23 protein-coding genes are annotated in these 21189 nt (G+C 71.4%); 14 read left to right on the forward strand and 9 right to left on the reverse strand.

Annotation, left to right across the window (positions count from 1 at the left end):
• Positions 1-133 precede the first annotated feature (133 nt).
• Positions 134-1246 (reverse strand): glutamate 5-kinase, encoded by a 1113-nt coding sequence (proB, locus tag AB0M08_RS08020; RefSeq protein WP_364490334.1) that lies wholly within the window; start codon positions 1244-1246, stop codon positions 134-136.
• A 62-nt stretch (positions 1247-1308) separates the two neighbouring features.
• On the opposite strand from proB, the gene AB0M08_RS08025 reads away from it, so the two are divergent.
• Both AB0M08_RS08025 and AB0M08_RS08030 read left to right on the forward strand, forming a co-directional pair.
• Complete coding sequence (locus AB0M08_RS08025) at positions 1309-1632, forward strand: MGMT family protein (protein WP_364490337.1); 324 nt, start codon at positions 1309-1311, stop codon at positions 1630-1632.
• Positions 1610-2452 (forward strand): SAM-dependent methyltransferase, encoded by an 843-nt coding sequence (locus tag AB0M08_RS08030; protein ID WP_364490340.1) that lies wholly within the window; start codon positions 1610-1612, stop codon positions 2450-2452. Before AB0M08_RS08025 ends, AB0M08_RS08030 begins: the two co-directional genes overlap by 23 nt.
• 20 nt (positions 2453-2472) lie before the next feature.
• On the opposite strand, the gene AB0M08_RS08035 is transcribed toward AB0M08_RS08030, so the two are convergent.
• Positions 2473-3159, reverse strand: a complete 687-nt coding sequence (locus AB0M08_RS08035; protein WP_364490343.1) for a TetR/AcrR family transcriptional regulator — start codon at positions 3157-3159, stop codon at positions 2473-2475.
• 101 nt (positions 3160-3260) lie between these two features.
• On the opposite strand from AB0M08_RS08035, the gene AB0M08_RS08040 reads away from it, so the two are divergent.
• Positions 3261-4190 (forward strand): NAD-dependent epimerase/dehydratase family protein, encoded by a 930-nt coding sequence (locus AB0M08_RS08040; RefSeq protein ID WP_364490346.1) that lies wholly within the window; start codon positions 3261-3263, stop codon positions 4188-4190.
• A gap of 46 nt (positions 4191-4236) precedes the next feature.
• On the opposite strand, the gene AB0M08_RS08045 is transcribed toward AB0M08_RS08040, so the two are convergent.
• Positions 4237-5628, reverse strand: a complete 1392-nt coding sequence (locus AB0M08_RS08045) for a gamma-glutamyltransferase (RefSeq protein WP_364490349.1) — start codon at positions 5626-5628, stop codon at positions 4237-4239.
• 309 nt (positions 5629-5937) lie between these two features.
• Between AB0M08_RS08045 and AB0M08_RS08050 the strand changes: the two genes are divergently transcribed.
• From AB0M08_RS08050 to AB0M08_RS08060, 3 genes are read left to right on the forward strand one after another with little or no spacing between them, the layout of a single operon-like run.
• Positions 5938-7083 carry a Fic family protein gene (locus tag AB0M08_RS08050; protein WP_364490352.1) on the forward strand — a complete coding sequence of 382 codons (1146 nt, stop codon included), beginning with the start codon at positions 5938-5940 and terminating at the stop codon, positions 7081-7083.
• A 4-nt stretch (positions 7084-7087) separates the two neighbouring features.
• Positions 7088-7627 (forward strand): NADH-quinone oxidoreductase subunit B family protein, encoded by a 540-nt coding sequence (locus tag AB0M08_RS08055; protein WP_364490355.1) that lies wholly within the window; start codon positions 7088-7090, stop codon positions 7625-7627.
• Positions 7628-7637: 10 nt separating this feature from the next.
• A complete protein-coding gene (locus AB0M08_RS08060; RefSeq protein WP_364490358.1) occupies positions 7638-8939 on the forward strand; it encodes a DUF2252 domain-containing protein in 1302 nt (433 codons plus the stop codon).
• A gap of 4 nt (positions 8940-8943) precedes the next feature.
• Here the strand turns inward: AB0M08_RS08060 and AB0M08_RS08065 are convergent, their stop codons facing one another.
• The 3 genes from AB0M08_RS08065 to AB0M08_RS08075 form a co-directional block, all read right to left on the reverse strand.
• Entirely contained in the window at positions 8944-9957 is a 1014-nt protein-coding gene (locus tag AB0M08_RS08065) for a hypothetical protein (protein WP_364490361.1), read from the reverse strand.
• Positions 9954-10475, reverse strand: a complete 522-nt coding sequence (locus tag AB0M08_RS08070) for a SigE family RNA polymerase sigma factor (protein ID WP_364490364.1) — start codon at positions 10473-10475, stop codon at positions 9954-9956. Before AB0M08_RS08070 ends, AB0M08_RS08065 begins: the two co-directional genes overlap by 4 nt.
• Positions 10476-10555: 80 nt before the next feature.
• On the reverse strand, positions 10556-11428 hold the full coding sequence (locus tag AB0M08_RS08075) for a hypothetical protein (RefSeq protein ID WP_364490367.1): 873 nt from the start codon (positions 11426-11428) through the stop codon (positions 10556-10558).
• A gap of 68 nt (positions 11429-11496) precedes the next feature.
• Between AB0M08_RS08075 and AB0M08_RS08080 the strand changes: the two genes are divergently transcribed.
• Both AB0M08_RS08080 and AB0M08_RS08085 read left to right on the forward strand, forming a co-directional pair.
• The gene (locus AB0M08_RS08080) at positions 11497-12108 is read left to right on the forward strand and encodes an NADH-quinone oxidoreductase subunit C (protein ID WP_364490370.1); all 612 of its coding nucleotides are present in this window, start codon (positions 11497-11499) and stop codon (positions 12106-12108) included.
• Entirely contained in the window at positions 12108-13067 is a 960-nt protein-coding gene (locus AB0M08_RS08085; protein WP_364490373.1) for a complex I subunit 1 family protein, read from the forward strand. Before AB0M08_RS08080 ends, AB0M08_RS08085 begins: the two co-directional genes overlap by 1 nt.
• On the opposite strand, the gene AB0M08_RS08090 is transcribed toward AB0M08_RS08085, so the two are convergent.
• Entirely contained in the window at positions 13064-13636 is a 573-nt protein-coding gene (locus AB0M08_RS08090) for a Uma2 family endonuclease (protein ID WP_364490376.1), read from the reverse strand. The genes AB0M08_RS08085 and AB0M08_RS08090 overlap by 4 nt on opposite strands.
• A 104-nt stretch (positions 13637-13740) precedes the next feature.
• Here AB0M08_RS08090 and AB0M08_RS08095 point away from each other — a divergent pair, with 104 nt between their 5' ends.
• The 6 genes from AB0M08_RS08095 to AB0M08_RS08120 are packed head-to-tail and all read left to right on the forward strand — an operon-like array spanning position 13741 to position 20170.
• Positions 13741-14370: a 4Fe-4S binding protein gene (locus AB0M08_RS08095; protein ID WP_364490379.1), complete on the forward strand. Its 630-nt coding sequence runs from the start codon at positions 13741-13743 to the stop codon at positions 14368-14370.
• Positions 14367-14927, forward strand: a complete 561-nt coding sequence (locus tag AB0M08_RS08100; RefSeq protein WP_364490382.1) for an NADH-quinone oxidoreductase subunit J — start codon at positions 14367-14369, stop codon at positions 14925-14927. The genes AB0M08_RS08095 and AB0M08_RS08100 overlap by 4 nt, the downstream gene beginning before the upstream one ends.
• Positions 14927-15298: an NADH-quinone oxidoreductase subunit NuoK gene (gene nuoK, locus AB0M08_RS08105; protein ID WP_364490385.1), complete on the forward strand. Its 372-nt coding sequence runs from the start codon at positions 14927-14929 to the stop codon at positions 15296-15298. The genes AB0M08_RS08100 and nuoK overlap by 1 nt, the downstream gene beginning before the upstream one ends.
• Positions 15295-17217 (forward strand): NADH-quinone oxidoreductase subunit L, encoded by a 1923-nt coding sequence (locus AB0M08_RS08110; protein ID WP_364490388.1) that lies wholly within the window; start codon positions 15295-15297, stop codon positions 17215-17217. The genes nuoK and AB0M08_RS08110 overlap by 4 nt, the downstream gene beginning before the upstream one ends.
• On the forward strand, positions 17217-18734 hold the full coding sequence (locus AB0M08_RS08115; protein ID WP_364490391.1) for an NADH-quinone oxidoreductase subunit M: 1518 nt from the start codon (positions 17217-17219) through the stop codon (positions 18732-18734). Before AB0M08_RS08110 ends, AB0M08_RS08115 begins: the two co-directional genes overlap by 1 nt.
• Positions 18731-20170 carry an NADH-quinone oxidoreductase subunit N gene (locus AB0M08_RS08120; protein ID WP_364490394.1) on the forward strand — a complete coding sequence of 480 codons (1440 nt, stop codon included), beginning with the start codon at positions 18731-18733 and terminating at the stop codon, positions 20168-20170. Before AB0M08_RS08115 ends, AB0M08_RS08120 begins: the two co-directional genes overlap by 4 nt.
• Before the next feature lie 66 nt (positions 20171-20236).
• On the opposite strand, the gene AB0M08_RS08125 is transcribed toward AB0M08_RS08120, so the two are convergent.
• Both AB0M08_RS08125 and AB0M08_RS08130 read right to left on the reverse strand, forming a co-directional pair.
• Positions 20237-20548: a GNAT family N-acetyltransferase gene (locus AB0M08_RS08125; protein WP_364490397.1), complete on the reverse strand. Its 312-nt coding sequence runs from the start codon at positions 20546-20548 to the stop codon at positions 20237-20239.
• A 4-nt stretch (positions 20549-20552) separates the two neighbouring features.
• Positions 20553-21173 (reverse strand): MOSC domain-containing protein, encoded by a 621-nt coding sequence (locus AB0M08_RS08130; RefSeq protein ID WP_364490815.1) that lies wholly within the window; start codon positions 21171-21173, stop codon positions 20553-20555.
• Positions 21174-21189: the final 16 nt, after the last annotated feature.

Raw genomic sequence — 21189 nt, forward strand, 5'->3', positions numbered from 1 at the left:
CCTTCCGGGAGCGTGGATCAGATGCGGTCCGAGCTGGGAATCCAGGGCCTTGCCCCGGAGGGAAATCCCCCGGATTCATCCGTGGGGATCGTTAAGACAATGCCTTTCCGACGTACGTACGCGAGGGATGACATCACAACAGCACCAGGTCGTCGCGGTGGACGACCTCTCGTTCATAGCCCGGACCGAGCTCCGCGGCCAACTCCGGTGTGGAGCGCCCGAGCAGCGCGGGGAGTTCGACGGCGTCGTAGTTGACCAGCCCGCGGGCCACCGGAGTGCCGGATCCGGCGTCGACCAGATCGACCGGGTCGCCGGCGGCGAACGAGCCGTCCACCGCGGTGATCCCGGCCGGTAGCAGCGACTTGCGCCGGGCCACCACCGCGGCGACCGCGCCCGGGTCCAGGTGCAGGCGGCCGCGGGGGGCGGTGGCGTGCGCGAGCCAGAAGAGCCGGGCCGCGGGGCGGGAGGGCGCCGCCTCGAAGAGCGTGCCCACCTCCTCACCGTCCAGCACCGGCCCGGCCAGCGGCGCGGCGGTCAGCACCACGGGGATGCCGAACCCGGTCGCGATCCGGGCCGCCTCGACCTTGGTGACCATCCCGCCGGTGCCGACCCCGGACTTGCCGGCCGAGCCGATCGCCACGTCGGCGAGGTCGCTCTCGTCGCGGACCAGTGGGATCTTCCGGGAGGTGGGGTCGGCCGGGTTGCCGGTGTAGAGCGCGTCCACATCGGAGAGCAGCACCAGCAGGTCGGCGTCGGCGAGGGCGGCCACCAGCGCGGCCAGCCGGTCGTTGTCGCCGAACCGGATCTCCTCGGTGGCGACCGTGTCGTTCTCGTTGACGATCGGCAGCGCGCCCAGGTCGAGCAGTTTCCGCAGCGTCCGGTACGCGTTCCGGTAGTGCGCCCGCCGGGTCACGTCGTCGACGGTGAGCAGCACCTGCCCGACGGTGATCCCGTGCCGGGCGAATCCGGACGCGTACCGCCCGATCAGGAGTCCCTGGCCCACCGCGGCGGCTGCCTGCTGGGTGGCCAGGTCGCGCGGTCGGCGGCGCAGCTGCAACGGGGCGAGCCCGGCGGCGATGGCGCCGCTGGAGACCAGCACCACCTCGCGCCCGCTCGCGGCCAGCTTGCCCAGGACGTCGACCAGCGTGTCGACGCGTTGCTCGTCGATGCCGCCCGCCGCGGTGGTCAGCGAGGAGGACCCCACCTTCACCACGATCCGGCGCGCACCGGTAACCACTTCCCGCACCCGGCCCATTGTGCTCGGCCGGGCGGTGTCGATCGCCGCCAGATCCCATATCGTGGCCGGTGATGACACCGGAGGAGTACGTCGAAGCGGTCCTCACGCTCGTCGAGAGCATCCCCGAGGGCAGGGTCATGTCGTACGGCGCGATCGCCGACGCGCTGGCCGAGCGGTCCGGCCGCAACTCGCCCCGCCAGATCGGCTCGATCATGGCCCGGCACGGTGGCGGGGTGCCCTGGCATCGCGTGGTGAACAGTGCGGGCCGGACACCGCCCGGGCACGAGCGGGAAGCCCGGGCCCGGCTGACGGCCGAGGGCGTACCGTTGCGGGGCGACCGGGTCGTGATCGCCGAAGCGGGGTGGATGCCTGATGAAGACCGGACAACCGAGTAGGACGGCGTACCAGGCGGCGCGCTACCGGGCGGCACATCAGCTGCTGGAGCGGGGGTCGATCTTCCCGGATCCGATCGCGGTTCCGCTGCTGGGCGAGAGCGAGGAGACACTCCTCGCCGACGAGGCCCGGCGCGGGATGCGGCTCTTCATCGCGGCCCGGCACCGGTTCGCCGAGGACCATCTCGCGGCCGCGGTACGCCGGGGCGTGACCCGGGTGGTGGTGCTCGGCGCGGGGCTGGACACCTTCGCGTATCGGAACCCGTACCCGGAGATCGAAGTGATCGAGATCGACCACCCGGAGACGCAGGCCTGGAAGCGTTCGCGGCTGGAGGCCGCGGGCGTGACGATTCCGGCGAACATGCGATATGTCGGGATCGACTTCGAGCGGGAGAGCCTGGGCGACGCCGGGCTGGGCGAATCAGGTCTGGGCGAATCCGGGCTGGGCGAATCCGGGCTGGCCGGCTTCTTCCTCTGGATGGGCGTGGTGCCCTACCTCACGCCGGAGGCCTTCGCGCAGTCGCTGGACGCCATCGCGGCGACCCCGGGCAACGAGGTGGTCTTCGACTACGCCCAGTCCCCGGAGCGGATGCCGGCCGAGCGTCGTGCCTGGCTGGAGGCGCGGGCCGCCCGGGTCGCCAAGATCGGCGAGCCCTGGCTGACCTTCTTCGAGCCCGAGGAGATCGCCGCCGAGCTGCACGGCCGGGGCTTCGGCGAGATCGAGGACCTGGGCCCGTCCGGTCTCGCGGCCCGCTTCTTCGGCCGCCCGGACGTCCCCGCCGAGACCCCCGGCGGCCACGTCCTGCACGCCCGGAAGCTCTAGCCCGGGTTCCGGCACACGGGCTAGGCGCTCAACCCGACGAGCGAGGCCGCCAACCGGGCCTGCCATTCGAAGAAGCCGCGCCGGTCGTCCTCGATCGTGTTGTTGAGCTGCCCGAACAGCTCGGCGCTGACCGCTCCGCAGAGGTGGATGAAGCCGAACATCGTGGTGCCGACCAGGTGGGCCGGCACCGCGGTACCGAAGTGTTCGGCCACCACGGCCAGTTCCTCACCGAAGCGCCCGGCGGGCGGCTCCGGCACGTCGGTGATCCGCCCGGACTCCAGCGCGTCCCGCACCACCCCGGCGAGCATCATGATCACCCGGGTGGCGGGCATGATCGTGTCCTGCGGCGCCTGGTACCCGGGCACCGGGCTGCCGTAGATCAGTGCCCACTGGTGCGGGCTGGCCAGCGCCCACTCGCGGACCGCATGACCGATCGTGATCCAGCGCTGGTACGGATCGGCGACCGTCGCTGCGGCCCGCTCGGCGGTGTCCCCGACCGCGTCGTACGCGTCGATGATCAGTGCCGTGAGCAGCTCGTCGCGGCTGGCGAAGTACCGGTAGACCGCCGACGAGGCCATCCCCAGATCGCGCGCGACCGCCCGTAGAGACAGGTTCGCCCCGTCGGTGGCCAGGTGGCGGCGGGCCACGTCCTTGATCTCTTCGGTCATCTCGGCCCGGACCCGGGCCCGCAGGTTGGCGGCGCTCATGGGGGCAAGTGTCTCACATCGAGAGCACTGCTCTTGTTTTTCACGAAGCCGCATGAGACTGTTGTTCTCAACAGAGAGCACTGCTCGCAAAGGAGAACATCATGGCTCAGCATCTGGTCGTCGGTTCCGGCCCGATCGGCTCGAACGTCGCCCGCCTCCTCGCCGAGCGGGGCGAGACGGTCCGCGTGGTGACCCGCAGCGGCGGCGGCCCCGAGCACGCGCTGATCGAGCGGGTCAGGGGCGACGCCTCCGACGCCCGGCGCCTCACCGCGCTGGCCGAGGGCGCCGAGGTGGTCTACAACTGCGCGAACCCGAAGTACACCGAGTGGGCCGACAAGTGGTTCCCGATGAACGATGCGATGATCGCCGCCGCGAAGTCCGCCGGAGCCGTCTACGCGATCACCGGCAACCTGTACGGCTACGGCCCCCAGCCCGGCGGCGTGATGACCGAGGACTCCCCGCTCGCCGCGACCGGCCGCAAGGGGCGCATCCGGATCAAGATGTGGCAGGACGCGCTGGCCAGCGGGGTGCGGACCGTCGAGGCCCGTGCGTCGGACTACATCGGGGCCGGCGCGGCCAGCGTCTTCTCGGCCGTGCTGCTGCCGGCGATCCGCAGCGGCCGGACGGCGTGGGGCCCTGCGAAGATGGACGTCCCGCACACCTTCACCTACACCGGCGACATGGCCCGCACGCTGGTCACCCTCGCCCGGGACGAGCGCGCCCACGGGAAGGCCTGGCACGTGCCGTCGCCGGCCCCGGTCACCATCCGCGAGCTCTCGGCGCGCTACTGCGAGCTGGCCGGGCTGCCGCCGGTCAAGGTCGCCGCCATGCCGCGCTTCGTCATGCGTACGGCGGGGCTCGCGGTGCCGATGGCGCACGAGCTGGCCGAGATGGACTACCAGTTCTACGCGCCGTTCATCCTGGACAGCACCCGTACCGAGAAGACCTTCGGCCTCACCGCGACCGGCCTCGACGTGGCGCTGCGCGAGGTCGAGGCCGCCGCCGAGGCCACCGCGGCCCGCACGATGTGACGCCCCGGCGCGGATGTGGCCCGCTCGTGCGCGCCGAGGCCGGCGCCTACAGCAGCAGGCCGACCCCGCCGCGCCGGGGGTCGCCCGCGGCGCCGGCCCGGCCCACCGCCGTGACCCCGCCGAAGTAGTGGGTGGGCTCGGGCCACTCGACGATCTGCCACCCGGCGGCCCGGAGCGCGTCCAGCTCGGCGGGCTCGGACCCGGCCTCCGCGTGCACGGTGTCCTCGACCACGTGGAACCGCGGCCGGGCGATCGCGTCCGGGATGTCCAGCCCGTCCACCAGCACCCCGAGCAGCGTGTCGACCAGCGCCGTCCGGATCCGGGAGGCTCCGGCCGACCCGGCCGCCACCACCAGCCGCCCGTCCGGCCCGATCACCACCAGCGGGCACATGTACGACGACATCCGCTGCCCCGGCGCGAGATCGTCGGTGAGCAGCTCGCCCTCGCCGAGCATCGAGTTCAGGTTGATCCCCAGTCCCGGCAGCCACACCCCGGCGCCCAGCCCGAGCGTCGTGGTGATCACGCAGGCGTTGCCCTCCGGGTCGACCACCGAGACGTTGGTGGTGTCGCCGAGCCGCTGGACGCCCCGGTTGCGGAGCGCGGCGGCCACCCCGGGCGCCCGGCCCGGACGGGAGAGGTCCGCCGGCAGCGCGCTGATCGTCTCCACGGTCCGATTCAGATCGCGCCGGGCGCAGACCTGGAAGCCGGCCAGGCGCGCGTGGTCCACGGCCACCTCGGCGACCCGGTACCCGGCCAGGTCGGCCGACCCGAGCGCGCCGCCGGCCGCCCGGACCGTGTCGACCAGCAGCCGGGCGTACTCGCCGGTGTAGAAGACGTCCGGCCCGTCCGCGGCGAGCGCGTCCATGGCGGTGTCCAGGCCGGGGTGGAAGAGCAGCTCGTCGCGTTCCAGCAGGCGACCGCCCGGCTGGTACGGCTCGGCCCCCTCGCCGTACGCCAGGGCCGTGGCGCACGACCGGAGCGTGGCCGCGTGCTCGGCCGGCAGCAGCACCCCGGTCCGCGCCAGCCCGGCCGCCGGTTCCACCACCTCGGCCCAGGAGAGCCGTCCCCAGCGCTTGTGCACCTCGCCCAGCCCGGCCGGGACCCCCGGTACGGCGACGCTGGCGCCCCCGATCGAGTACATCTGTGGCAGTCCGCCGAAGAAGACGTCGACCGCGACCATCGGCTCCGGCTTCCGGTCGCCGTCCAGTCCTGGTACGGCCACGAAGAAGTCCAGACAGGTGACCTGCCCGGTCCGGCTGTCGAAGTAGGTGGCGAAGCCCCCGCCGCCCAGCCCGGTGTAGATCGTCTCGGCGACACAGCACGCCAGCACGGCGCCGACCGCGGCATCGGCGGCGGACCCGCCGGCCTCGAGGATGCGTACCCCGGTCCGCGCGGTCGCCGGATGGCTTGCGGCGACGCCGGCCGCAACGGTTCCCATGCGAGCGAGGGTAGGCGGCTCAGCCCGATCATGGTTACGATGCGCGTCGATGACACCCCGTGGTCCCTCTACCGTGGTACCCCGCACGGGTGTCTCATCTCGACATGTTTCCCCAGGCCATGCCCATGGTCATCCCCTGGTTGTGGCGGCCGATCTCCTGCTTCCGCTCGATTCCCCCAACACACAGGGTGTCGCTCCGCCACCCCTTGCCCTAGTCAACCCGCTACCCGGTCAGATATCCGACCGGCACGACGAAGGGCGTTGCCGAAGCCGCTTGACGCAATGAATGCGTCATTGTTTCATTGGCTCATGCTCTATCCCACGCCCTCCCTGACCCCGGCAGATCATGACGTTCTGGCCGAGATCGAGACGATGAGGGAGAGCCTGCGTCATCAGATCCAGTCGAGACCTGCCAAATGGGCACAGGGGCTGCGCAAATTCCTGACCGCCGACGCGGTCGCGGCATCGAACTCGATCGAGGGTTTCCGGGTCTCGACGGCCGACGTCCAGGATCTGATGGACGGCGAGCGGGACGTCGACGTCTCCGACGAGAACCGGGCGGAGACCCTCGCCTACCGGCAGATGATGACCTACGTGCAGACGCTGCACGACGTCACCCACTTCTCGTACCACAGCAGCCTGCTGAACGCGCTGCACTGGATGCTGCAGGGGCATCGGCACACCAAGCGCAAACCCGCCGGACAATGGCGTGGCGGTCCGGTCTACGTGACCGATCCTCGCGATCCGACTATCGCTGCCTACACGGCTCCGGCCGCGGACGAGGTGCCGGAGCTGATGGACGAGCTCGTGGCGTGGCTCAACACCGACGACGGCACGCATCCTCTGGTTCGAGCGGCCATGGCGCACCTGCACCTGGTCTCGATCCATCCGTGGGCTGACGGCAACGGCCGGATGTCGCGCTCGCTGCAGACCCTGTTGATCGCGCGTGAGGGCGTCCTGGCCCCGGAGTTCTCCTCGATCGAGGCGTGGCTCGGCCGGCCGGGCAACACCTGGGAGTATTACCGCGAGCTCCAGCGCCGTGGCGGGACCTACCGGCCGGACCAGGATGTCTCCGGCTGGATCCGGTTCAACCTGACGGCATATCACCAGCAGGCGCAGACCGTGCAGGGGCGGGCCAACAGATCAACCGAGGTATGGGGCTTGCTCCTTGCCTTCACCGGCCCGACGGGCCTGGACGAGCGTATGGTCTCCGGGCTGCACGACGTCGCCGTCGTCGGCCGTATCCGCAGGTCCCACTATGAGCAGGCCGAGGGGCTGACACGTCAGCAGGCTCAGCGCGATCTGCGTGATCTGGCGGCGGCGGGGATTCTCGAGTCGGTGGGGCGGACCCGGGCCCGCTATTACACCGCTGGGCCGCGTTTTCCCGAGGATGTGCTTGAGGTGGCGCGGCGGCCGATGACGCTGAGCGAGCCCTATGGGGATGCAGTAGGTTGACCGAATGGCCCTGCCCGGAGTGCTCGGTGAACCCATCCGGTTCGTGCTGAACTGGGGGCGGCGCTACTCGCTGTGGGTGTTCAACTTCGGGCTGGCCTGCTGTGCGATCGAGTTCATCGCGTCCAGCATGAGCCGGCACGACTTCATGCGGCTCGGGGTGATCCCGTTCGCGCACGGGCCGCGCCAGGCCGACCTGATGGTCGTCTCCGGGACGGTCACCGACAAGATGGCGCCGGCCATCAAGCGGCTCTACGACCAGATGCCCGAGCCGAAGTACGTCATCTCGTTCGGCTCCTGCTCGAACTGCGGTGGCCCGTACTGGGATTCATATTCGGTCACCAAGGGGGTCGACCAGATCATCCCGGTGGACGTCTACGTCCCCGGTTGCCCGCCCCGCCCCGAGGCCCTGCTCCACGGCATCCTCCGCCTCCAGGAGAAGATCGCCGCCGAACAGTCCGGCCCGGGTGGCGTTTCCCGCCCCGACCCGCTGGCGGCGAAGCCTGCTTCCGTGCTCACGGCACCCCTGGTGGCTCCACCGAGCTAGCGTGATCGGCATGAGTTCTGGGTCCCGTGCCGACTTCATCGTCGACGTCCTGACTCGCGAGTTCGGCGAGCTGATGGCGATCGACCCCGCCGCGTTCCGCCGGAAGTTCCGGAAGATGGCGGCCTCGCCGTTCGCGTTCTACCGGGGGAGTGCGGCGCTCTTCTACGCCGATCTGACCGACACATACCGGGACGACGGCTACCTCGACGAGCGGACCGGGCGGGTCTGGATCCACGGGGATCTGCACGCCGAGAACTTCGGGACGTACATGAACTCGGACGGGCGGTTGGTCTTCAACGTCAACGACTTCGACGAGGCGTACGTCGGACCCTTCTCCTGGGATCTGAAGCGCTTCTCGGCGAGCCTGGCGCTGATCGGGTACTCCAAGGCGCTCTCCGACGAGAACATCACGGCGCTGGTCACCACGTTCGCGGGGGCGTACCTGACCGAGCTGCGGGCGATCGCGGCCGGCGGGGACGACGCGATCGGCTCGATCACGCTGGCGAACGCGGACGGGGTGCTGCGCCGGGTGCTGCAGGCGGCGCGGCTCAACACCCGGGTCGAGCTGCTCGGCGGGCAGACCACGATCGACGACCACGAGCGCCGCTTCTCCCTCGGCGACGGGGTCTACGAGGTCGACGCGGCCACCGCCGACCGGGTCACCGCCGCGTTCGAGCGGTACCTGGGGACGCTGCCCGAGGCGAGCCGGCCGATCTCGACCAACATCAAGGACATCAAGCTCCGCAAGGGCGTGGGGATCGGCTCGGCCGGGCTGCCGTCGTACAACCTGCTGCTCGAGGGGCACACCGAGGCCCTCGAGAACGACGTGATCATCTACATGAAGCAGGCCCAGATCCCCGCCGTCGCCCGATGGATCGACGATGAGCGCGTCCGGGCGTACTTCGAGCATCAGGGCCATCGCACCGCCGAGTCGCAGCGGGCGCTGCAGGCGCACGCCGACCCCTGGCTCGGTTTCACCGAGCTGAACGGGGTCGGGCAGCTGGTCGCCGAGGTCTCGCCGTACGCGGCCGACCTGGACTGGTCCGACGTCAACGAGCCCGAGGAGCTGACCGGGGTGATCGCCGACCTGGGGCGCGCGGTGGCCCGGATGCACTCGGTCGCCGACGACGAGTCCAGCCACGACCTGGTCGACTTCTCCACCGAGGAGGCGATCGTCGCGGCCGTCGACAAGGACGAGCCGGGCTTCGTCCGGCACCTGGTCGAGTTCGCCCACCGGTACGGCGATCAGGCCCGCGAGGACCACCAGGATTTCGTCGACGTCTTCCGCAACGGCCGCCTCCCCGGCCTCTGAGGCGTTACTCCTCGATCAGGACGTATGCCCTCGCCGCGCGGGCCGGCGAATCGGACCGGTATTGGTCCAGCTCTTCCGTCAGCCGCCGGTTGGCGAACTCGTGATCGATCGGGAACTCGTAGGCCTTCGGGCGTACGCCGCAGGGGATCGTGTGATCGGCCACCACCTCGCCGCCCTCCCGGAGCTGGAAACGGAGCGTCCCGTCGCCCCGGCAGGCCAGCATGAGCGTGTACTTCCGGCCGTCCCGGAGGTGGCCGCCGCCGCTGAGACTGAGCTCGTCGGATCGGGGCATCTCCATCGTGCTGCCGCCCTCTCGCACGAGCGTTCCGGCCCGCGGCTTCGACCCCACCGCGGGGAGCACGCTCCAGGGATCGCCGCTCGGGTCGGTCGGGGCGAGCCGGGTGTCCTCCCGTGAATAGAGGCGATAGGCGAATCCGGCGCCCGCCGCGCCCGTCGTCGCGGCCAGCCGGAGTGTCAGCAGCGTCTCGACGGTGGACTGCACCTTCGCGGTCTTCCGGACCGGTTCCGTCCCGCACGGCACGGTGACCCGGGCCAGTTCACGGGACCTCTCGACGTGCTTGACGTCCTCCGGCATCCGGCCGTCCACCTGCAGGGTGATCTGGCCGCCGGTCCCGGCGCAGGCCACGCTCACCTCCAGGTAGGGCGCGTAGACGCGCTCCTCGCGGCGGTACCCGGCGGTGACCGGTGATCGGACGTCGAACGAGGCGATGACGTCGTCGTCGGTCAGCGCGTCGCTCGCGACGGTCGCGTTCCGATCGGCCTCGGACACCGAGGGCGACACCGAGGGCGCGGCCGGGGCCGGGGCCGTGCTCGCCGGACGGTCGAGGACCGCGAACGCGCCGCCCGCCGCGATCACCACCGCACAGGCCGCGGCGACCATCGTGCCCGCCCGGCGGCGCCGCACGGTCTGCCGCGCGGCCGCCACCCCGGGTGCCCGCATCTCGCCGATCTCCGCGGCGCGCAGGTCCGCGAAGAGCCGCTCCAGCTGGTCGTTCATCGCGCGTCCCCCGTACCCAGCCGCTCCGCCAGTGCCGTACGTCCCCGGTGCAGCCAGGACCGCACGGTTCCCTCCGCTACCCGCTCCCGTTCGGCGATCTCCCCGACCGTCATGTCCGCGAGGTACCGCAGCACGATCGCCCGCCGCTGGGCCGCGGGCAGCGTGCCCAGGGCCGCCACCAGGGCGACCCGCTCCGGGGTGGGACCGGCGACCCGGGGCTCGCCGGGTGGCTGCCGCCGGAGGAAGTTCAGCGCGGTCCGTGCCCGCCGCCACCGGCTGATCGCCAGGTTCCAGGCGATCCGGCGGATCCACGCCACCGGGTCGTCGTATCGCGCGACGGTGCCCCAGCGGGCCAGTGCGCGGCAGAACGCCTCCTGCGCGACGTCCTGCGCCTCCTGCCGGTCCCCGAAGTACGCGTACAACTGGACCGCGAGGTCGGCGAAGTGCGCGGAGTAGATCTCGTCGAAGCTCGGCGGGTGCGCGGCTATCGGTGTCTCCGTTACCACGATGGCTGTCACAGCGACTACACGCGTGACCGCCCGGCGCTGCTGCAGCGGATCAGCGCGAGATCAGGCGGATCAGCGCGAGATCAGGCGGATCAGCGCGAGATCAGCTGGAACGCGAAGTCGGTCGGCTCCGCCGAGGAGTCGGTGTACCGGTAGAGGACGTCCACGTTCTGGTCGAGCTCGCCGAGGTTGAAGTCCTGCCGGGCCGGCGGCCACTGGCACCGCACGTCGAACTCCTGCCCTGTCCCGCGGATCTTCAGTCGGAGTACGCCCGTCCCGGTGCACGCCGCCGCCAGCCAGTACCGTCCGCTCAGCTTGAGCCGCTTCCCGAACGAGCCGTGCTCACCCGGGTCGGCCGAGTCGCTGCCGCCGAAACCGGACTGTCCGCTCAGGTCCAGCGCGACGGTCGGGTCCCCGGCGTCGTCACCGCGGATGATCGGCTCCCCGGTGCTGCTGGTCACCCGGTACGCGAAGCCGGATCCGAGCGACGCCTGTTCCACGCCCTCGAGTGCGTACTCGACCAGGGTGTAGTCGCCCGGTGTGCGGAACGTCGTGTTGGTCGCCTCCGGCTGGGCGCTGCAGGGCACCGGCACCTCGGCGAGCGCGACGTCGCCCGGGAGTCCGCGTACCTTAAGGGTGAATTTGCCGTTTCCGGCACAAGCGGCACGGAGCGTGAGAAGGCCCAGGTAGTTCGGCTCGGACTGGACGTAGTCGTCCCGGACCGGGCCGCGCCGCAGCACCGGAGCGGTCGCCGAGTCGGTGCTGACCGCGGCCAGAGCCAGGTCCACCAGACCGGGGTCCGGCCCCTCGCCCGGGATCGGCGGACCGCCGTCCGCCGGGGGTGCCGCGGCCTGTGTGCTGGTGCTCGAGCCGCTTCCACCCATGACAACGAGCCCACCCACGGCCACCAGCAGCAGCGCCAGGCCGAGCGCGGGAATCCACCACGTCTTGACGGTCGTCGACATCTCGCTACCGGACGATACGGGAAAGTCAGGACGCCGGGCACCCGCCGAGGGATCATAGGATGCACGTCATGACGCCCGAAGAGGTCGCTGAGCGACTGGTCGCCCTGCTCACGGCGGACGAGTCGGAGACGGGACCGGTCGTCGGCAGCGTGTCCGGCGGCGGCGAGAAGCACGCCCGGGCGGTGGTCGACGTGCCGGTGGCCCGCTGGTGGCCGGCCGCCGAGATCGTCCGCGACCAGGGGGCGCTCGGCTGCGACTTCTTCGACTGGCTCTCCGCGGTGGACGAGATGGACGACGGGTTCGACGTGGTCGCCCACCTCTGGTCCACCCGGCGCCGGCACGGGGTCCTGCTGCGTACCCGGGTGCCGCGCGCCGATCCGGTGGTGGAGTCCCTGGTGGACCTCTACCCGGGCGCGTCCTGGCACGAGCGGGAGACGTACGAGATGTTCGGCATCACCTTCGCCCGCCACCCCGACCTGCGCCCGCTGCTGCTGCCCCCGGAGTTCGAGGGCCACCCGCTGCGCAAGGAGTTCGTGCTCGCCGCCCGGGTCGCCAAGCCGTGGCCGGGTGCCAAGGAGCCGGGCGAGTCCGAGGCCGGCACCGCCAAGCGCGCCCCGATGCGCCCGCCGGGCGTGCCCGACCCGAACGAGTGGGGTCCGCGGAAGGGACAGGCCGGCTGATGCCCCTCTGGCTCGATCTCCTCATCCGGGTCGCCGCCGTGCTGGCCGGCTTCCTGGTCCTGCCGCTCGTGGTCGGCCAGGCCGAGCACAAGGTGATGGCGCACATGCAGGGCCGGCTCGGCCCGATGTACGCCGGTGCCTTCCACGGCTGGGCCCAGCTCGTCGCCGACGGCGTGAAGTTCGTGCAGAAGGAGGACATCCACCCGGACGGCTCCGACCGTACGGTCTTCCGCCTGGCCCCGATGGTCGCGCTCTTCCCGTACCTGGTCGTCATCCTGACCATCCCGCTCGGCCCGAACGGCCTGGTCGCGCAGAGCCTCGACATCGGGCTCTTCCTGGTCCTGGCCGTACTCGGCATCGGGGTGGTCGCGGTGCTGATGTCCGCGTGGGCCTCGGCCAACAAGTACAGCCTGCTCGGCGGCCTGCGCGGCGCCGCCCAGCTGCTCGGCTACGAGCTCCCGCTGGTCCTCGCCGCCGCCAGCGTGGCGATGGCGGCCGGCACGCTCAGCCTCCCCGGGATCGTCGAGGCGTGGCGTCCCTGGTGGCTGATCTGGCAGGCCCCGGCCGCGGTGGTCTTCTTCGTCTCCGGTCTCGCCGAGATCCGCCGTCCGCCGTTCGACATGCCGATCGCCGACTCCGAGCTGGTCTTCGGCTACATGACCGAGTACACCGGCCTGCGGTTCGCGTTCTTCCTGCTGGCGGAGTACGTCGGCATCGTGGTGATCGCCGCGCTGACCACGGTCCTCTTCCTCGGGGGCTGGCACGGCCCGTACGCGGAAAGCCTGGGCTGGCTCTGGACCCTGCTGAAGGCCGCCGCCGTCGCGTTCGTGATCATCTGGTTCCGGGTGACCTTCCCCCGGCTGCGCGAGGACCAGCTGCAGCGCCTCTGCTGGCTGATCCTGGTCCCGCTCTCCCTGGCCCAGCTGGTCCTGACGGTCGCGGTGAGGTCCCTGCTCTAGTGCAGGTGGCGGGGCGTCAGCTTCTTGATCGGAACGTCGATCGCCCAGGGGTCGGTCACCCGGATGCGCGCGTCGAGGACGTCGGTCGGCCGGTATGTCCGGTTCTCCGGGTCGAGCCGGTGGACGTGGACGGCGATGCCGTTGGTGGTCTCGATCCGCCAGAAGTGGGGGATGCCCGCCGCCGCGTAGAGCGCCGGCTTCGTGAACCGGTCCATCGCGATCGAACTGGGCGACACGATCTCGACCGCCAGCACGACCTCGGCCGGCAGGTAGTAGCGCCCCCGGCGCCGGGCGGCGTCATCGGTGGCCACCAGCACATCCGGAATGAACGTCCGGTTGTGGCTCAGCCGAATTTCCACCCCTTGGGTGACCTGAAGTTCACTGGGACAGGTCGCTTCGAGCGCGACCCCGAGGCGCATGGCGATGATCTGATGAACATCGGTGGGGGAGGGGGACACGAGGAGCACTCCATCGAGCAACTCGCGGCGTACGCCGTCTTCGGGAAGGTCGTCGAGATCCTCAGTGGTCCAGCCAGCCGCGCGAGGGAAATCGCTGATCGCCATGGTCATCTGGGCCTCCGAAAGGGGGTAATCAACCCTCCGACAAACGTTACTCCAAGATACGGCGGGGTCAGCCTCGCGTCACCCGAAGGGAGCGGGCAGGATATGCCCTTGTGACCGATGACGGCGACCGGAGCGTGCCCGGCAAGGGCTTGATCAATGGCCTTGCCGTCACCATGAAGACGCTGACCCAGCGCACCACCACGCAGCAGTACCCCGACGTCGAGCCGGACCTGCCCCCGCGCAGCCGTGGCGTCATCGCGCTGCTGGAGGAGAACTGCACGGTCTGCATGCTCTGCGCCCGGGAATGCCCGGACTGGTGCATCTACATCGACTCGCACAAGGAGGAGGTCGTCGTCCCGGGCGCCGCCCGCGCGCGTCAGCGCAACGTGCTGGACCGTTTCGACATCGACTTCTCCCTCTGCATGTACTGCGGCATCTGCATCGAGGTCTGCCCGTTCGACGCGCTGCACTGGACGCCCGAGTTCGAATACGCCGAGACCGACGTGCTCAGCCTCCTGCACGACAAGGACCGGCTGGGTGAGTGGATGCGCACGGTCCCCCCGCCGCCGGCGCACGACGTGCTCGGTGAGCCGTCGAAGGAGGAGGCCACCGCGGCGCGCAAGCTCGCCGGTCCGGGTGCGGCCACCGCCGCCAAGACCGCAAGGCCTTCTCCCGTACGCGCAACGCCCCCCACGCCTTCCGCACGTGCGACGCCTCCCCGACCGGAGGCCGACCGGTGACCGTCGCCGATGTGCTGCTGCTGGCCCTGGGCGCCGTCGCGGTCGGTGCGGGTGCCCTGGTCGTCACCGGTGCCCACCTGGTCCGCTCCGGGCTCTACCTGGTGGTGAGCCTGGGCGCGATCGCCGGCCTCTACCTCGTCCTCGGTGCCGAACTGGTCGCCTGGGTGCAGATCCTGGTCTACGTCGGCGCCGTGGTCGTCCTGCTGCTCTTCGCGGTGATGCTGACCCGCGCCCCGATCGGCCCCTCCGACGACCTGGACCGGCCACCCCTCCCGGCCGCCGCGATCGGCGCCGGAGTGGGCCTGGGCCTCGCGGTCCTGCTCGCCGACGCGTTCCACTGGATCGAGTACCCACAACCCGAGACCGGCACCGCCGAGCGCCTCGGCACCGAGATCTTCGGGACCTGGGTGCTGCCCTTCGAGGTGCTCTCCATCCTGCTGCTCTCCGCCCTGGTCGGCGCGATCGTGCTGTCGCGGCCGGACATCGGCGCCCGCCCGGCGGTGCCCGGCGAGACCGGGGAGACCGAGCCGGTGCCCGCCGAGGAGGTGGAGGCCTGATGCACGTGACCATCCCGTACGTGGTCGGTGCCCTGCTCTTCGGGCTCGGCGTTTACGGCGTGCTCCGGCGCCGCAACGCGATCCTGGTGCTGATGGCGGTCGAGCTGATGCTGAACGCGGTCAACCTGATCCTGGTCACCGCCGACGTCTCGCTCCGCTCCGCGCTGTCCGGTGTGCCCGGCGAGGCCTGGTCCACGCCGAGCGCCCAGCCCGGTTCCGGCGCGGTGTTCGCGCTCTTCGTGATCGTCCTGGCCGCCGCCGAGGTGGGCGTCGGGCTCGCCATCGTCCTGCAGTACTACCGGATGCGGCGGGCCGTGGTGATCGACGAGGTGTCGTTGGCCGAGTCGCCCGACGGCGAGGTGCACAAGTGACCGCCGCGGGCGTTCTGGGGGTGCTGCTTCCGGGCGTACCGCTGATCCTCGGTCTTGTGGGCCTGTTGCTGACGCCCGGCGACGATGCGGGAGGAGTACGCAGATCCGCCGCCGCGCTCGGCATCGCCGGCGCCGGGATCGCGCTGGCCGACGCGATCGCCCTGCTCGCGGTCGCGACGAGCCGTAGCGAGCCGCTCGCCGCGGGCACCACCTGGGCCTCGATCGGCGGCATCGACGTGACGCTGGCCTTCTCGGCCGGGCCCGCCGCGCTCTACGTCGCGATCGCGGTCTGCTCGGTGGCGCTCGCCGTGCAGGTCTACTCGGTCACCTACCTGCACGACGACCCGAGATACGCGCCGTACGCCGCCCAGGTGAGCCTCTTCACCGGCGCGATGCTGCTGGTGGTGACCTCCGGCGACCTGATCCTGCTGCTGGTCGGCTGGGAGGTGATGGGCGCCTGCTCGTACCTGCTGATCGGCCACGACCGGCGGCTGCCCGAGGCGCCGGCCGCCGCGATGAAGGCGTTCCTGGTCACCCGGGTCGGCGACGTCGGCTTCCTGCTCGGCATCGCGCTGCTCATCTCCGGAGCCGGCACGTCGCGGATCTCCGAGGTGCTGGCCTTCGATTTCGACAGGGGAACGCTCGTCGCCGCCCTGCTGCTGATCCTGGCCGGTGTCGCGGGCAAGAGCGCCCAGTTCCCGCTGCACACCTGGCTCCCCGACGCGATGGCCGGTCCCACTCCGATCTCCGCGCTGATCCACGCGGCCACCATGGTCGCGGCCGGCGTCTACGTGGTGTTCCGCGCCTACCCGCTCTTCGAACGGTCCCCGGCCGTGCTTGCGACGCTCGCCGTGATGGCCTCGATCACCATCCTGCTCGGCGCGCTCTCCGCGACCGCCCAGGACGACCTGAAACGCGTGCTGGCCTGGTCCACGGTCTCGCAGATCGGCTACATGACCGGGGCGCTGGCCGTCGGCTCGCCCGCCGCCGCACTGTTCCACCTGCTCACCCACGCCGCGTTCAAGGCGCTGCTCTTCCTCGCGGCGGGCGCGGTGATCCACGCGGTGGGCACCAACCACCTCTCCCGGATGGGCGGCCTGCGCGAGCACATGCCGGTCACCTTCTGGACGTTCGTGATCGGGCTCGGCGCGCTGGCCGGGGTGCCGCCGCTGGCCGGCTTCTGGTCCAAGGAGAACGTGCTGACCGCCGCCGCGCACGCCACCGAGGGCACCGAGCCGGTCCCGGTCTGGGCCGGCTGGCTGGTCTGGATCAGCGCGCTCCTCGCCGTCGCGATCACCGCGTGGTACTCGGCCCGGCTGCTGCTCCGCGTGTTCTTCGGCCCGTCCCGCCAGCACGGTCCGGACGGCCCGGACTGGGAGATCGGCTTCGACGACGCCCGCTACACCGAGCCGGCCGTGCCGCACGACCCGCCGACCCTGATGCGCTGGCCGATCGTCCTGCTCGGGATCCCCGCCGCGCTGCTCGGCCTGGCCGCCTTCGCCCCCGGCTTCCGGCACGCGCTGGAGCTCGAGGACCCGCACCTGGGCGTCGCCGTCGTGCTGCCGCTGGTGCTGCTCACGGCCGGTGCGGGCGCCGCGTGGTGGCTCTGGACGGCGGTTCCGGGCGTGGACCCGGCCGAGGCGCTGGGCCGGGCGCGCCCGCTCTTCGCCGCCGGGTTCCACCTCGACCGGGTGCAGAGCCTCCTGGTGGTACGCCCGGTCCGCGCGCTGGCCCGCTGGCTCACCGTCGCCGACGAGCGCGGGATCGACGCGGCCGTACACGGGACCGGCACCGGGGTGAGCCGCCTCGGCGCGATCTTCGCCGACGGGCACCGGGTGGCCCTCCCGGCCGCCGCCGTCCTGGTCTGCCTGGGCGCCCTGGTACTCGGTCTCGTCGCGTGGTTGGGAGCTCTGGCCTGATGTACCGCTACTACCTGAGCTCCTCGGATTTCGGGTTTCCGCAGGCGCTTCTGCTGCTGTTGGTGGTCCTGCCCGCGGTGGGCGCGGCGGTGGTCGCGCTGTTCCCGGCCACGCGTGATCGGCAAGCCCGGATCCTCGCGACCGTCGTGGCTGGTGGGACATTCGCGATCTCCCTGCTTCTGCCGCTCTTCCCGTCATCGGATCGCGGCTGGTTCGCGTACACCCCGCTGTCGAGTTCACCCCAGCTCCCGTGGATCGACCTGGATCTCCCGTGGGTCCCCGACCTCGGGCTGCGTTTCCATCTCGCCGTCGACGGGATCTCGTATCCGCTGGTCGTGCTCACCGGGCTGCTCACGGTGCTCTGTTGCGCGTACACGATAAGGGGTTCCGGCCGTGCCCTGAGCGCGTTGCTCCTGGTCCTCGAGGTCGGCGTGCTCGGCACCTTCCTCGCCTTCGACCTGATCCTCTTCTTCGTCTTCTTCGAGGTCGTCCTGCTTCCGATGTACGCCGTGATCGCGGGCTGGGGCGGCCCGGACCGTCGCGCGGCGGCCCGCAAGTTCGTGCTCTACACGCTCGCCGGCTCGGTCCTGCTGCTGCTCGGCGTGCTCCTGGTGGTCACCCGGGCCGGCACCGGCGACCTGATCGCGCTCGCCGGCGGAGGCACGCTCACCCGGACCACCCAGTGCGTCGCGTTCGCGCTGCTCGCCGTCGCGTTCGCGATCAAAGCCCCGCTCTGGCCGCTGCACACCTGGCTCCCCGACGCACACACCGAGGCACCCACGGTCGGCTCGGTGATCCTGGCCGGCGTACTGCTCAAGATGGGCACGTACGGCCTGATCAGGGTCGCCGTCGGCGTCCTCCCGCAGGGCGCGGCCTGGGCCTCCCCGGTGCTCGGAGCGCTCGCCGCGATCGCGATTCTCGCCGGTTCGCTGATCTGCCTCCGCCAGCACGACCTGAAGCGCCTGATCGCCTACTCCAGTGTCGGCCACATGGGTTTCGTCCTGCTCGGCATCGCCACGCTGACCGCCACCGGCATCCAGGCGGCCCTGCTCGGCAACGTGGCACACGGCCTGATCACCGGCCTGCTCTTCTTCCTGGCCGGCGCGATCAAGGACCGGGCCGGCACCGGCTCCCTGGAACAGCTCAGCGGCCTGCGCGAGACGGCACCTCGCCTGGCCGGCCTCTTCGCCTTCGCCGCGATCGCCTCCCTCGGCCTCCCCGGCCTGGCCGGCTTCTGGGGCGAGGCGTTCGCCGTGGTCGCCGCCGTGCACCGGGGCGGACCGCTCTGGATCACCCTGGCCGTCCTGGCGGCCATCGGCGGCGCGCTGACCGCGGCGTACCTCCTCCGCCTGCTGCGCCGCGTCACCCACGGCCCGGCGACCCCGGCGGTCCACGCGATGAGCCCGGCCATCGCCCCGGCCGAGTGGTTCGCCTGGGCGCCGCTGATCGCTCTCACGCTCGCTGTCGGCCTGGTCCCGGCCCTGGTTCTCACCGACACCCTGGGGGTTCAGCCGTGAGCCAGTCCGTCGACCACGTCGCGCTGCTACCGCTCTACCTCGCGGCCGGTACCGCCGTCCTCGCCTTCCTGGCCGACCTCTTCATCGCCCGGCGGGCCGCCGTCCTCGCCACGACCTGGCTCGGCACCCTGGCCACCGCGGTCTCGGCCCTCGCGGTCGGCGCGCACGCCGGCACCTTCTGCACCCAGGGCGCCTGCTCGTGGGTGCCGACCTGGCCCGCCGCCGTCACCGCCGCGCTCTTCGCCGCGCTGACCGCCGGAGTCCTGGCCTTCTCGGCACCCGCCCTGCGCGTGGGCTTCGCCCCGGCCGGCGAGTTCTGCTTCCTGCTCGCCTGCTCGATGACCGGCGGCGTGGTGGTGGCGTACGCCGGTGACCTGATCTCCCTGATCGTCGGTCTGGAGACGCTGACCCTCCCGCTCTACGTGCTGGTCGGCCTGCGCCGCCCCGCCACCGCCGTCGCCGCGTCCGCCTCCCTGACGTTCTTCCTGATCAGCGTGGTCTCGACGGCGATCGCCCTGCTCGGCATCGCCCTGAACTACGCCGCCACCGGCGCCGTCCACCTGGCCCTGCTGACGGCTCCGTCGCCGTCGTTCCGCGCTGTCTCCGAGGTCGGCGTGGCCCTGCTCGTCACCGGCCTGGCCTTCAAGGTCGCCGCCGTCCCGCTGCACGCCTGGGCCCCCGCGACGTACGACGGCGCGCCCATCCCGATCGCCGCCTACCTCTCCACCGCCTCCAAGCTGGGCGGCATCCTGGCCCTGGCCGCCGTCGTCACCCACCTGGAGGCCCGCGCGATCCTGGCGATCCTGGCCGTCCTCACGATGACCATCGGCAACGTGGTCGCCCTCCGCCAGACCCGCATGATCCGCCTGCTGGCGTGGTCCTCGATCGCCCAGGCCGGCTACATCCTGGCCGCCCTGGCCCTGGGGTCTCCCGGCGTCCCCGCCGCCCTGGCCTACGCGGTCTTCTTCATCACCCTGGAGTTCCTGGCCTTCGGCGTGGTGGTCGCCCTGTGCCCGCCGGGCGCCTCCGCCGGCCCGATCACGGACTTCCGGGGCGCCGGCCGCCGAAGCCCGTGGCTGGGCGCCGCCCTGGTCCTGTCCTTCGCCGGTCTGGCCGGTCTGCCCCCGGGCCTGGCCGGCCTCTTCGCCAAGCTTTCGGTGGTCGACGCGCTGATCGCCCACCACTGGTCCTGGCTGGCCGCGGTGGTCGTCCTGAACGCGGTCATCGCCCTGGCGTACTACGTCAGGGTCTCCGCCCTGCTCTACACCCTGCCCCCGCGTATCGGCCTGTCGGTCGCCGACCCGGTCCTGCTGGACGCCGCCCTGCACCCCCGGCTCCCGATCACCCGCCCGGTGGCAGCCGCTCTGGCTCTCACCGCGGCGCTCGCCGTCATCCTGGGCTTCGCTCCACAGCTCCTGCTCAACGCGCTGACCTAGCGGTTCCGGCTGGGGCTCAGCCGGGAGTACCGTCGTCGGTTCGGCGTACCCCGGAGCGGGTGGCCCTTACTTGACGCGGCGGGTGGAGCGGGCGACCAGCTTCTCGTACTCCGGGTGTTTGTCGAGCCACTTCGCCACGAACGGGCACATCGGGACGATCGTCTGGGATCGCGCCTTGGCCTCGTTCAGGGCCGTACGTGCCAGCTCGGAGCCCACGCCCTTGCCCTCGAAGGCCTCGTCCACCTTGGTGTGTGTGAAGACGACGATGTCGCCGGTCTTCTGGTAGGTCAGCACGCCCGCGAGGGTGCCGTTCTCGTCGCGGGCCTCGAAGCGCTCGCGCTCCGGCACCTCGGTCACCGTGATCGTCACGGGAACCATCCTGTCACGGTCGGCGGCGGGTGAGCCGCTGGGAAACGTCGTCGCGCAGGCCGGCGGGGAGTTCCGGGGCCTCCAGCAACCTCGCGAAGCGGGTCGCGTCATGCATGTAGATGTCGAAGGCCTCGGAGATGGTCAGGCCGTGCGCGGGGCGGGACGTCACCGTGATCCGGTCGCCGGGGACGAGGGTGCCGGGGGTCAGGATCCGCAGGTACGTCCCGGTGCGGTTGGAGTCGGCGAAGCGTTTGATCCAGCCCGGCTCGTTCATCCGGTTCTGGAAGGTCAGGCACGGGATGCGGCCGAACGTGGGCTGCAGGATCAGGCCGGAGCCGAACTCCCACACCTCGCCGACGACGGTGCCGAACAGATCAAGTCCGGATGTGGTCAGGTTCTCGCCGAAGAGACCCGGGGGCAGCGGACGGCCGAGCGACGCCGACCACCAGGCGTAGTCCTCCTCCCCGTACGCGTAGACGGCCTGGTCGTTCCCGCCGTGGTGGTGGGTGTCGCCGATGTGGTCGCCGACGATGCCGCTGTGCAGACCCGTCCGTTTCGGGCCGGGCGGGCGGACCTGGACCGGGTGGTCGACGGGCTGTTTGTGGATGCCGGTCGACCCGGTGTCCTTCCCCATCGGGGGCCGCGCCGCG

This window comes from Actinoplanes sp. NPDC051851, from assembly GCF_040681165.1.
In the GTDB taxonomy this organism is placed as follows: Bacteria; Actinomycetota; Actinomycetes; order Mycobacteriales; family Micromonosporaceae; genus Actinoplanes.

Bases quoted from the DNA above. Each gene is read 5' to 3' on its own strand.
- AB0M08_RS08025 (WP_364490337.1), top strand. From the start codon at position 1,309: ATGACACCGGAGGAGTACGTCGAAGCGGTCCTCACGCTCGTCGAGAGC.
- AB0M08_RS08030 (WP_364490340.1), top strand. From the start codon at position 1,610: ATGAAGACCGGACAACCGAGTAGGACGGCGTACCAGGCGGCGCGCTAC.
- AB0M08_RS08035 (WP_364490343.1), bottom strand. From the start codon at position 3,159: ATGAGCGCCGCCAACCTGCGGGCCCGGGTCCGGGCCGAGATGACCGAA.
- AB0M08_RS08040 (WP_364490346.1), top strand. From the start codon at position 3,261: ATGGCTCAGCATCTGGTCGTCGGTTCCGGCCCGATCGGCTCGAACGTC.
- AB0M08_RS08045 (WP_364490349.1), bottom strand. From the start codon at position 5,628: ATGGGAACCGTTGCGGCCGGCGTCGCCGCAAGCCATCCGGCGACCGCG.
- AB0M08_RS08050 (WP_364490352.1), top strand. From the start codon at position 5,938: ATGCTCTATCCCACGCCCTCCCTGACCCCGGCAGATCATGACGTTCTG.
- AB0M08_RS08055 (WP_364490355.1), top strand. From the start codon at position 7,088: ATGGCCCTGCCCGGAGTGCTCGGTGAACCCATCCGGTTCGTGCTGAAC.
- AB0M08_RS08060 (WP_364490358.1), top strand. From the start codon at position 7,638: ATGAGTTCTGGGTCCCGTGCCGACTTCATCGTCGACGTCCTGACTCGC.
- AB0M08_RS08065 (WP_364490361.1), bottom strand. From the start codon at position 9,957: ATGAACGACCAGCTGGAGCGGCTCTTCGCGGACCTGCGCGCCGCGGAG.
- AB0M08_RS08075 (WP_364490367.1), bottom strand. From the start codon at position 11,428: ATGTCGACGACCGTCAAGACGTGGTGGATTCCCGCGCTCGGCCTGGCG.
- AB0M08_RS08080 (WP_364490370.1), top strand. From the start codon at position 11,497: ATGACGCCCGAAGAGGTCGCTGAGCGACTGGTCGCCCTGCTCACGGCG.
- AB0M08_RS08085 (WP_364490373.1), top strand. From the start codon at position 12,108: ATGCCCCTCTGGCTCGATCTCCTCATCCGGGTCGCCGCCGTGCTGGCC.
- AB0M08_RS08090 (WP_364490376.1), bottom strand. From the start codon at position 13,636: ATGACCATGGCGATCAGCGATTTCCCTCGCGCGGCTGGCTGGACCACT.
- nuoK (WP_364490385.1), top strand. From the start codon at position 14,927: ATGCACGTGACCATCCCGTACGTGGTCGGTGCCCTGCTCTTCGGGCTC.
- AB0M08_RS08115 (WP_364490391.1), top strand. From the start codon at position 17,217: ATGTACCGCTACTACCTGAGCTCCTCGGATTTCGGGTTTCCGCAGGCG.
- AB0M08_RS08125 (WP_364490397.1), bottom strand. From the start codon at position 20,548: ATGGTTCCCGTGACGATCACGGTGACCGAGGTGCCGGAGCGCGAGCGC.
- AB0M08_RS08130 (WP_364490815.1), bottom strand. From the start codon at position 21,173: ATGGGGAAGGACACCGGGTCGACCGGCATCCACAAACAGCCCGTCGAC.